11 protein-coding genes are annotated in these 10,224 nt (G+C 70.8%); 4 read left to right on the top strand and 7 right to left on the bottom strand.

What is annotated here, in order from left to right:
- Window positions 1-650, bottom strand: a 650-nt coding sequence (locus PV363_RS12430; RefSeq protein ID WP_301022469.1) for a GntR family transcriptional regulator, incomplete at its 3' end; no start/stop codon positions are given.
- Between the two features lie 42 nt (window positions 651-692).
- On the opposite strand from PV363_RS12430, the gene PV363_RS12435 reads away from it, so the two are divergent.
- Window positions 693-1,727, top strand: coding sequence for a 1-aminocyclopropane-1-carboxylate deaminase (locus tag PV363_RS12435; protein ID WP_301022470.1), 1,035 nt, complete (start codon window positions 693-695; stop codon window positions 1,725-1,727).
- A gap of 16 nt (window positions 1,728-1,743) precedes the next feature.
- Here the strand turns inward: PV363_RS12435 and PV363_RS12440 are convergent, their stop codons facing one another.
- Window positions 1,744-3,237 carry an SDR family NAD(P)-dependent oxidoreductase gene (locus PV363_RS12440; protein WP_301022471.1) on the bottom strand — a complete coding sequence of 498 codons (1,494 nt, stop codon included), beginning with the start codon at window positions 3,235-3,237 and terminating at the stop codon, window positions 1,744-1,746.
- Window positions 3,238-3,306: 69 nt separating this feature from the next.
- Between PV363_RS12440 and PV363_RS12445 the strand changes: the two genes are divergently transcribed.
- On the top strand, window positions 3,307-3,798 hold the full coding sequence (locus tag PV363_RS12445; RefSeq protein WP_220365984.1) for a MarR family transcriptional regulator: 492 nt from the start codon (window positions 3,307-3,309) through the stop codon (window positions 3,796-3,798).
- Between the two features lie 41 nt (window positions 3,799-3,839).
- On the opposite strand, the gene PV363_RS12450 is transcribed toward PV363_RS12445, so the two are convergent.
- A complete protein-coding gene (locus PV363_RS12450; RefSeq protein ID WP_220343981.1) occupies window positions 3,840-4,526 on the bottom strand; it encodes an NAD(P)H-dependent oxidoreductase in 687 nt (228 codons plus the stop codon).
- 159 nt (window positions 4,527-4,685) lie between these two features.
- Here PV363_RS12450 and PV363_RS12455 point away from each other — a divergent pair, with 159 nt between their 5' ends.
- The gene (locus PV363_RS12455; protein WP_301022472.1) at window positions 4,686-6,557 is read left to right on the top strand and encodes an FAD-binding oxidoreductase; all 1,872 of its coding nucleotides are present in this window, start codon (window positions 4,686-4,688) and stop codon (window positions 6,555-6,557) included.
- Window positions 6,558-6,570: 13 nt separating this feature from the next.
- Entirely contained in the window at window positions 6,571-7,488 is a 918-nt protein-coding gene (locus tag PV363_RS12460; RefSeq protein WP_301022473.1) for an LLM class flavin-dependent oxidoreductase, read from the top strand.
- Here PV363_RS12460 and PV363_RS12465 read toward each other — a convergent pair.
- The 4 genes from PV363_RS12465 to PV363_RS12480 form a co-directional block, all read right to left on the bottom strand.
- Entirely contained in the window at window positions 7,475-8,839 is a 1,365-nt protein-coding gene (locus PV363_RS12465) for an NAD(P)/FAD-dependent oxidoreductase (protein WP_220343978.1), read from the bottom strand. The genes PV363_RS12460 and PV363_RS12465 overlap by 14 nt on opposite strands.
- Window positions 8,836-9,003 (bottom strand): hypothetical protein, encoded by a 168-nt coding sequence (locus tag PV363_RS12470; protein ID WP_220343977.1) that lies wholly within the window; start codon window positions 9,001-9,003, stop codon window positions 8,836-8,838. The genes PV363_RS12465 and PV363_RS12470 overlap by 4 nt, the downstream gene beginning before the upstream one ends.
- A gap of 13 nt (window positions 9,004-9,016) precedes the next feature.
- Window positions 9,017-9,514 (bottom strand): VOC family protein, encoded by a 498-nt coding sequence (locus tag PV363_RS12475; protein WP_301022474.1) that lies wholly within the window; start codon window positions 9,512-9,514, stop codon window positions 9,017-9,019.
- A gap of 147 nt (window positions 9,515-9,661) precedes the next feature.
- On the bottom strand, window positions 9,662-10,224 hold a 563-nt coding region (locus tag PV363_RS12480; RefSeq protein WP_301022475.1), incomplete at its 5' end, for a nuclear transport factor 2 family protein.

Below are 10,224 nucleotides of genomic sequence, written 5' to 3' on the forward strand. Positions count from 1 at the left end.
ACCTCGAGCTCCGCGGACAGGCTGGCGAACGTGCTGTACTCGATGGCGCCGGCCCCGTCGCCGTCGCCCGCCTCGCACCGGTCGATGAGACGCTCGTGACGCGCGATCGACTCGCGTGCGGCCGACGACGAGAACCGAACCCTCTCGGCCCGCCGCAGGACGGGGACGTACTGGTCGAGCACCGAGGTCAATGCTCGGTTGGCCGCGAGTCTGACCGGAACGCTGTGGAGCTCCCCGTCGGCCTGGAGGGCGGCCACCACGTCACCCGCCGCGATCGCCTCGGCGAAGCGGTGGTTGGCGTCGCGCATCTCGTCGATGTCGAACGGAGTGAACCGGTCGATCGCCTCCCTGACCGCCGCCGCGTGCATCGCCGCGACGACGACCCGAGCGTCGTGGACGTCCTGGACCTGGAGCGAGCTCACGGTGGTCGACCGACCGGGCCGCGCAACCACCAGACCCGCGTCGGCCAGGCGCAGCAGCGCCTCACGCACCGGCGTACGGCTCACGCCGAGGCGAGCGGCCAGCTCGCCGTCGCGCAGCTGCTCCCCGGGCGCCAGGGCGCCGTCCACGATCCCGTCGCGCAGGCGTCGGTAGACGTCGTCGCGCAGCAGGCTCCGGTCGATCGTGACCGAGTTGTCCGGGAGCGGCATGCGATATATTACACATCGCGCATCACATGTACGGCAAGGCGATTGTCAGCTGACCCGAGGAGAAACCATGTCGCTGCGGGACTTCCGCCGCTATCCGTTGCTCTTCGGCCCGAGCCCGATCCATCCCTTGACCGGCTCACCGGGCATCTCGGCGGCGCCCGCATCTGGGCCAAGCGCGAGGACTGCAACTCCGGCCTGGCGTACGGCGGCAACAAGACCCGCAAGCTCGAGTACCTCGTGCCCGACATCCTCGAGCAGGGAGCGGACACCCTCGTCTCCATCGGCGGCTACCAGTCCAACCACACGCGCCAGGTCGCGGCCCTCGCCGCCCGGCTCGGCCTGAAGGCCGTCCTCGTCCAGGAGCGCTGGGTCGACTGGCCCGATCCGCTCAACGACCGGGTCGGCAACATCATGCTGTCGCGCATCATGGGCGCCGAGGTGCGCCTCGACCCGTCCGGCTTCGGCATCGGAGTCAAGGGCAGCTGGGAGCAGGCGCTCGAGGACGTCCGCGCGCGCGGCGGCACGCCCTACGGCATCCCGGCGGGCGCGTCGGACCACCGGCTCGGCGGGCTCGGCTTCGCGAACTGGGCGTTCGAGGTCCAGCAGCAGGAGCGCGAGCTCGGCGTCTTCTTCGACACGGTCGTCGTCTGCGCGGTGACCGGGTCCACCCAGGCCGGCATGATCGCCGGATTCGCGCTGCAGGACCGACCGCGGCGCGTGATCGGCATCGACGCCTCCGCCGAGGTCGACGCGACTCGCGCCCAGGTCGCTCGCATCGCGCGGGGCACCGCAGAGCTGATCGGCCTCGGGCGCGAGCTCACCGACGACGAGATCACCGTGCTCGAGGGGTGGGCGGGCGACCGCTACGGCATCCCCGTGCACTCCACGCTCGATGCCATCGGGCTGTCCGGCCGCCTGGAGGGGATGATCATCGACCCCGTCTACGAGGGGAAGTCGATGGCGGGTCTCGTCGACCTGGTGACGAGCGGCGAGATTCCGCGCGGATCGAACGTCCTCTACGCCCACCTGGGCGGTCAGCCGGCGCTCAACGCCTACAGCGCTCTCTTCACCGCCTGAGCGACTGACGAGACGGTCACCAGGGCGACGGCTCGTAGTCCTTCACGAAGCAGCCGTAGAGGTCTTCCCCACGCTCGCCGCGCACGACCGGGTCGTAGACCCGGGCCGCACCGTCGACCAGGTCGAGGGGCGCGTGCCACCCCTCCGCAGCGATCCGGAGCTTCTCCTGGTGAGGACGCTCGTCGGTGATCCAGCCGGTGTCGACGGCGGTCATCAGGATCTTGTCGGCCTCGAACATCTCACCCGCACTGGTACGGGTCATCATGTTGAGCGCCGCCTTGGCCATGTTGGTGTGGGGGTGGCCAGGGCCCTTGTAGCGACGGGAGAACTGCCCCTCCATCGCCGAGACGTTGACGACGTACGCCCGTCGGGCGCCCGCCTGGACCGCCGCGCGCATCGCCGGACGGAGCCGGGAGACCAGCAGGAACGGTGCGATCGAGTTGCAGAGCTGGACCTCCAGCAGCTCCAGCGGGTCGACCTGGTCGACGACCTGGGTCCAGGAGTTGGTCGTCTGCAGGTCGGGGAGCAGCCCGCCGGCGTCCACGGCGGTCCCGTCGAGGTGCGCAGCCAGGGACGCCGAACCGGCCGAGAGCGCCAGCGCGGTGATCGAGGCCGCCGTGTGCGCGGCCTCGGCGACCTCGAGCGACTCCCCCTCGTGATGGGCCACGGCCGCGGTGGACAGCGCTCCGGCGATCGCAGCGGGGTGGGCCTCGGAGACGCCGTCGAAGGAGAGCATCTCGGGCAGCGCGGTGTGATCCGGAAGGGGTGCACCCTCCATCTCGACCAGACGCGAGTACGCACCCGGCGTCCGCCGCACAGTCTGGCAGGCGTTGTTGATCAGGATGTCCAGCGGTCCCGCCGCGGCGACGTCGTCGGCCAGGCTGATCACCTGGGCGGGGTCGCGCAGGTCGATACCGACGACCTTGAGACGGTGCAGCCACTCGGGCGAGTCCTCCATCGCGGCGAAACGGCGCACCGCGTCCTTGGGGAACCGGGTGGTGATGGTGGTGTGCGCTCCGTCGCGAAGCAGGCGCAGCGCGATGTACATGCCGATCTTCGCGCGGCCGCCGGTGAGCAGGGCGCGCTTGCCGGTGAGGTCGGTCCGCTGGTCACGCTTGGCGTGCGACATCGCGGCGCACCGAGGGCAGAGCCAGTGGTAGAACGCGTCGACGAGAGTGAAGTCCTCTTTGCAGATGTAGCAGCCGCGCGCGGTGATCAGCTCGCCGGCGAAAGCACCCGGCGCGTGCGAGACCAGCGGGATACCGGCGGTCTCGTCGTCGATCCTCATCGGGGAGCCGGTGGCCGTCTTCTCGATGATCTCCTGGTCGTGTCGCTGCCGCTCCTGGCGGATCTCGTCGCGACGAGCCTTCTTGATCAGCTTGTACATGAACGACGCCTCGCGCTTGACCGTCCGGATGTCGGGGTGGTCGGGGTGGAGGTCGGGGAGCTGTCGGAGGACCTTGAGGGTGGTCGCGAGGTCGTCGGGGTCGATGCGGGGCTGATCGTGCACCCGGGGATCCTACGTCACCGCCCCTGGCGGTCATCGAGGTCGATCCCCGCGGCGTCGTACGATGAGGAGGTGAGTGAGACCCACGCGGGTGCGAGCGAGCCGGGCACCGAGAACGACATCGGCTGGGCCCTGGGCGTGCTTCTTCGCACCTACCGGGACGCCGTCGCGCCGGCGCTGGGCAGCTTCCCCCACGGGCCTCGCGGCTACCAGACCATGCTCGAGGTGCTCGAGGGCGACAAGCCCAGCCAGCTGGCCCTGGCCAACCATCTCGGCATCGACCGCACGGTGATGACCTACCTGATCGACGACCTCGTCGAGGCGGGTCTGGTGGAGCGGCGACCCAACCCCAACGACCGTCGCCAGCGCCAGATCGTGGCGACCGATCGCGGGCGCCGGGCCGTCGAAGACCTCTACCGCGAGGTCTCGGGGGCGGAGCGCCAGCTGCTCAGCGCCCTCGACGACGACGAACGCGCGAGCTTTCGCCGGCTCCTCTGCAAGGCGGCGTCGACGACGACGGGCGACCCGGACTTCGATCCCTGTCTCGAGGCTGCCGAGGCGTAGCCCGGCGCTCCATCGCGGCGGGACGCCCGTCGTCGTGGCGTCTACGACGCCAGCGAGCCCTGGCCGTACGGTTCGCTGCTGCCGCGCAGGTGGAGGGTCACCGAACGCGCCCCTCGGCGCGCCGCCTCGTGCGACTCGGCCAGCTGGTGCTGCGCCAGCTCTCGGAGCTCTGCCATGGCCGGCGTGACCTCCGCCAGCGTGAGCTCGGTCTCGATCACGTCGAGATCCAGCCCCCACAGGTCTTCGAGCATCCGCCGCATCCAGCCGGTCGCGTGGTCCCAACCGGCGCGGGGCGTGCCGGGACCGTAGCCGCCGCCACGCGCGGTCACGAGGAAGGCAGGCCGTTGCTCGAGGGTGCCTGCGCCCGGGGCGAACCTCGGGTCGGTCGACACCAGGTCGAACCACGTCTTGAAGTGCTGGGACACGCCGAAGTTGTACATGGGGACGGCGAAGATGAGCACGTCCGCCGCCACGAGCTCGTCCGCCAGCTCAGCGGCGACGGCGAGCGCCTCGCTCTGCGCCGTTGTCCGCTCGTCCTCGACCGTCCCACCGGCATAGGCGGCGGCCCCCCAGTGTGACGCGTCGATGGGCGCGGTCCCGATGTCGCGGCGTACGACCTCGACCGCGGGGATCTCCTCGACGACGGCGGCCTGCAAAGTGTCGGCGACCGCCCGGGTCACCGACCCCTCGATCCGAATACTTGAATCAAGCCTGAACAGCGTGCCCATGGGCGAGCCTCTCTCGAATTCGTCTGCTTTCTAGATCATCATGACAGATGATGATCTGAGACCAAGAAGCCGCGGTCGTCGGAGGGAACACGACGGCCACCGCCGGCGTTGTGGCCATCTGCGTCAGAGATGATCTATGACAGAGATGAGTGGGGACACGTGCAGCTAGGCATTCTGCTCGACACGCAGTGGGCGAGCGGCGCCCACGAGTCGGCGACAGCGCTCGCCCAGCGAGCGGAAGCAGGTCGGCTCGATCTCGTCGTCGTGGGTCCAGGCGACGCCGAGGCCATCCGGACGGACACTGCCCTCGACCCGTGGACGACGGCCGTGTGGGTCGCGGCTCGTACCGGTCACATCGCCATCGGCGTCTCTGGGGACGGGGCGGCACCCGACCCTTCGGACCACGCCGCGCGCACGGCGCCGTACCCCGAGGTCGTCGCAAAGGCTCGGCAGACCCTCGAGTCCCTGGCCGGCGTGCGCCTCGTCGCCGACGCCGGCTGGGTCGTCGCCCCCGAAGGGGCTGAGCGTGCCCAGATCCTCGCGCTGGCCGACCACCACGACCTGCCGGTCGTGGTCCCAGTCCGCACCGCGCACGACGTCGAGCGGCTCATCCCCTTTGCGGCGAGCCACGGCGGCAACCCGTCCGGGCGATCCGTGGCGGCACGGTCCAGGCGGCGTCCGGGGATCGACTACGACGGGCTGCCCGAATCGCTGCATCGGACGGCGATCGAACCGGGTGACGACAATTTCTCCGCCGTCCGCTCCACCTACCTGCGGTCGGGAGCGCCCGGTCTCGTGCTCCGGCCGCAGACGCCCGACGAGGTCGCCGATGCGGTCGTCTTCGCGCACCGGCACCGCCACCTGCCGCTGGGCGTACGCAGCGGAGGGCACGGCATCAGTGGCCGCTCGACCAACGACGGCGGACTGGTGATCGACGTCGGTGCACTGGACGGCATCGAGGTCGTCGACCCCCGCCGTCGGCGAGTGCGCGTCGGCCCGGGCGCCACCTGGAAGGAGGTCGCCGCAGCTTTGAACTCTCATGGTTGGGCGCTGGGCTCGGGTGACTATGGAGGCGTCGGCGTCGGCGGACTCGCCACCGCGGGTGGCATCGGCCTGTTGTCGCGCCACCACGGTCTGACCATCGACCACCTCCGCTCGGCCGATCTCGTGCTTGCCGACGGACGTCAGGTGCGCGTCTCCGACCAGGAGCACCCCGACCTCTTCTGGGCGGTGCGAGGCGCAGGCGCCAACGTCGGTATCGCCACGTCGTTCGAGTTCGAGGTCGACGAGGTCGACGACGTGGGGTGGGCCAAGCTCGTGCTGGTCACCGACGACATCGAGCAGGCGCTCCTGACGTACGGCCGGCTCGCTTCGTCGGCTCCCCGCGACACCACGGTGTTCCTTGTCACCGGACGCCCGCGCGACGGGCAGTCGGTCGTCCAGCTGTATGCGCTGGTCGACTCCGGCGACGCCGACGTGATCGTCGAGCGCCTGACACCGTTCGTGGCTCTCGGAGACCTGCTTCGGCAGGAGGTCGTTCTGACCCGGTATGCCGGCGTCATGGCGGAGGCGGAGGACGTCGGGCCCGACGGCCATCACGGATACGGCGAACCCGTGTCGAGGTCCGCGCTCCTGCCCGAGCTGACACCCGCCTTCGCTCGCGACGCCGCACGGCTGCTCCACAGTGGCACGGTCGCGTACTTCCAGCTGCGCGCGATGGGAGGCGCCATCGCCGACGTGCCACCGGACCGCACAGCCTTCGCACACCGTCGCTCGGCGTTCCAGGTGACGGCGATGGGTCGCGACCACGGGGCTCTGGACCCTGCGTTCGACGCGTTGGCCGTTCACTTCCACGGCCTGTACCTCAGCTTCGACACCGACCTGCGACCCCAGCGTCTCGACGATGCGTTCCCACCGCCCGTCCTCGCCCGGCTCCGCGAGACCAAGGCCCTCTACGACCCCGACAATCTCTTCCGGGACAACTTCAACATCGCCCCCACCGTCGACCTGACGGTGTCACACGCGGGCTGACGAAAGGACCACCATGACCGACTACGGGCACGAGCTTCTGTTCGGCACCTTCGTCACGCCGCGCTCGCGCGATCCCCACCATGTGCTCGAGCTGGCGGTCACCGCCGACCGCGCCGGCCTCGACCTGGTGACCTTCCAGGACCACCCGTACCAGCCTGCGCTGCTCGACACCTGGACACTCCTGGCGTACGCCGCCGCCCGCACGCAGCGGGTGCACCTCAGCGGCAACGTGCTCAACCTGCCGCTCCGACCTCCCGCCGTGCTCGCCCGGGCCGCCGCCTCGCTCGACATCCTCAGCGGCGGGCGCTTCGAGCTCGGTCTCGGCGCGGGCGAGTTCTGGGAGGGCGTCGCCGCCATGGGCGGGCGTCGCCTCACCGCAGGCCAGGGCGTCGACGCTCTCCGCGAGGGCATCGAGATCGTCCGCGAGATCTGGGACACCGGGCAGCCGGGCGGCGTGCGCGTGGACGGCGACTACTACCGGAGCGTCGGCGCCAAGCGCGGACCGCAGCCGGCCCACGACATCGAGATCTGGGTCGGCGCCTACAAGCCGAAGATGCTCGCCCTGACCGGCGCGGTGGCCGACGGCTGGCTCCCGACGATCGAGTATCTCGAGAACGGCACCGCGTCGCTTCCGGAGCTCAACGGCCGGATCGACGATGCTGCTGTCGCCGCCGGACGGTCACCGAGCGACGTGAGGCGGCTCCTCAACATCATGAACGTCGGTTTCGACTCCACGGCCGGAGGCATCCTCGGCGGCCCGCCCGCACGCTGGATCGACAACCTCGTCGACCTCGCCCTGACCCACGGGATCACGGCCGTCCTGATCGGCGGGGACGACGTGGCGACGACCGAGCGGTTCGCCGCCGAGGTTGCGCCGGCCGTGCGCGAGACGGTCGCGAGCGAGCGCGCTCGTCGGCTCAGCCACCCTTAGGCGCCCCGTCGCGTTCACGCGACCGAGCGGCGATCTCGGCCCGCAGGCTCTTCAGCGCCGGGACGTAGATCTCGGAGAAGGTCGGGAACGGTTGGATCGTGTCGGTGAGCACGTCGAGCGGGATGCGTGCTCGGATCGCGAGGGTCGCCTGCTGCAACCACTCCCCGGCGTCGGGCCCGAGGGCGTAGGCACCGGTGAGCCGCTCACCGTCACTGAGGAGGGTGAGGAATCCGTCGCTCTCGGCGTACGCGCGCGTGTACGTCGCGGTCTTGGCGACGTCGGCGAGCATGACCGTGCTGCTGAACGCGGCCTCGTCGGCGCCGACCGCGGCGGCCTGCGGGTCGGTGTAGACCACGCGCGGGACGGCGTCATAGCTGGCTTCACGCGACTCGCCCAGGATGTTGGCCGCGACGACCTCGCCCTGGTACTTGCCGACGTGCGTCAGGGGCCAGAGCCCGGTGACGTCACCGATCGCCCACAGGCCGTCGGTCACGCGCAGCCGCCCGTCGACGGGAACCCCGTGGGCGTCGGCCTCCACCCCGACGGTCTCGAGCCCGATCCCGGACAGGCGCGGACGGCGACCGGTCGCGACGAGCAACCGGTCGCCTCGGACCTCACGGCCGTCGTCGAGGCCGAGGACGTAGTCCTCGCCCTCCAGACGCGCGCTCGAGGCCTTCGCCGACAGCACGAGCTCGATGCCCTCGCGACCCAGAGTCCGACCGAGGGCTTCCCCGAGCGGCGCCGCCTCCCGGGCCAGGAGGTGCGGTCCCGTGTCGACGATGACGGCTTCGCCACCGAGTCGACGTACGACCTGGGCCATCTCGACCCCCACCGGGCCTCCGCCGAGGATCAGGAGACGACGGGGAACAGCCTTCATCGAGGTGGCCTCGCGGCTGGTCCACACACCGTCGAGCTCGCGCAGACCCGGCACGGGCGGGACGAACGGTTCGGCGCCGTTGGCGAGGACGACGTGGTCCGCGGTGTGGCGGACGCCGTTGACCTCGACGGCACCGGGGCCGGCGAGACGTCCGCTGCCCCGGATCAGGGTGATCGAGCTGTCGGCGAGCCAGCGCTCCTGGCCGGCGTCGGAGTAGTCCGACACCATGAAGTCGCGCCAGGCGAGCGCGGCTTCGACGTCCACCTCCGCCGTCGCGGCCGCGTCACGGGCCCCCTGGACCGCCTCCCCCGGGCGCAGCAACGTCTTCGAGGGGATGCAGGCCCAGTAGGAGCACTCGCCGCCGACCAGCTCGCGCTCGACCACCGCGACCCGCAGGCCTCCTTCGGCGAGTGCACCTGCGCAGTGTTCCCCCGGCGAGCCGCCGCCGAGCACGATGACGTCGAAGTCGCTCACGTCGGCAGCTCCTCGCCCGCAGCCTCGCTGACCATGTACAGCGCGTACCAGGCGGGCCAGTCGGCGTCTTCCTCACCGGTCCGCGCCTCGTGCTCGCCGTGGGCGGCGGCGGCGCGGCGTAGGGCGTCGGCCAGCTCGTCGGCCGAGGAGTAGATCGTCGCCATGTCGGGTGTCCTCTCAGCGTCCGGGAAGCCGGGTCTTGATCTCCTGCACGATCCAGCCGTTGCCGTCGGGGTCGGCGAAGGAGAGGAACGACCCGTAGTCGGCGTGCCCGTCGGCCGGGCCAGCGACGCGACCGTCCGTCCCGGCGTGGTGGAAGATCCCGGTCGTGTCGTGGAACACCTCGCTCACGTCGGCGCCGCCCTCTTTCAGCGTCGCGCGTGCGTCGTCGATGTCGTAGACCGCCAGCTGGAGGCCCTCGGCGGATCCGGGAGCCGCCCCGCTCACACCCTCACCGAAGATGATCGAGCACCCCGACCCCGGAGGTGTCAGCTGCACGACGCGATATCCGTCCTCGACCGCGAGATCGGCGTCCAGTCGCCAGCCCAGCCCTTCGTAGAACTGCTTCGCTCGGTCGACGTCCCCGACGGGGATCACGACGACCTCCAGCCTCATCTCCCCCGGTTGGACCGGCGGGCTCCCAGCAGTGGTCCCGGATGACTCGACAGTGCTCACAGCGGCCTCCTCGGCACAGGCTCGAACGGCCAGACGGTGGAACTCGATGACAGTGGCTCGAAGACCTTCCCGAGGTGGCCCCTCCCGTATCGTTCTACGCCACGTCCGATATGTCCATGCCGTGGTACAAAACCCGTTCGGACGGTCTCACGAGGGGCGGCCGGCGGCGGGGCGCTCGATGTCGTCGTAGCAGCGCACGGCGGCGATCCGGCCATCGTCGGCACGCTCGAAGACGGCGAGGCCGGCCTGGGGCGGCCACTCTCCGCGAGTGCTCACGTCGTTGTACTCCACCACGCACCGCACGCCGTCATCGGTGGCGTGACAGCACTCGAGCGCCACGCCGTCGCCCGTACCGAGCAGGCGGGAGTAGAACGAGCGCAGCCCGTCCTCGCCGCGATGGACGTCCGGCTCTCCGACCGCCTCACGGAGGTATCCGTCCTCGGCGAACGTCGCCACGACCTCGTCCACGTCTCCGGCTTCCAGCCCGGCGAGGTACCGGCCGACGACACCGTCCGGGCGGACGGCGCCGGGCCCGAGAAGGGGTGCTCTCGGGTGGCGACGCCCGTCGACGACGACCTGGCTGCAGTACGTGCGCAGGTCGAGCGAGTAGCGATCGGTCGCCTCGGCGACGACGGCGACCGGCCACGCGACCGCCGTTCCGGAGATCTCCAGACGGGCGAGGAGCTCCACGGCGGCGCACGACCCGTCGG

The organism is Mumia sp. (assembly GCF_028803055.1).
Taxonomy (GTDB): domain Bacteria; phylum Actinomycetota; class Actinomycetes; order Propionibacteriales; family Nocardioidaceae; genus Mumia.

What these genes read in the sequence shown, in the direction of transcription:
- PV363_RS12450 (WP_220343981.1), bottom strand. Translation starts at nt 4,526, where the DNA reads ATGGGCACGCTGTTCAGGCTTGATTCAAGTATTCGGATCGAGGGGTCG.
- PV363_RS12460 (WP_301022473.1), top strand. Translation starts at nt 6,571, where the DNA reads ATGACCGACTACGGGCACGAGCTTCTGTTCGGCACCTTCGTCACGCCG.
- PV363_RS12470 (WP_220343977.1), bottom strand. Translation starts at nt 9,003, where the DNA reads ATGGCGACGATCTACTCCTCGGCCGACGAGCTGGCCGACGCCCTACGC.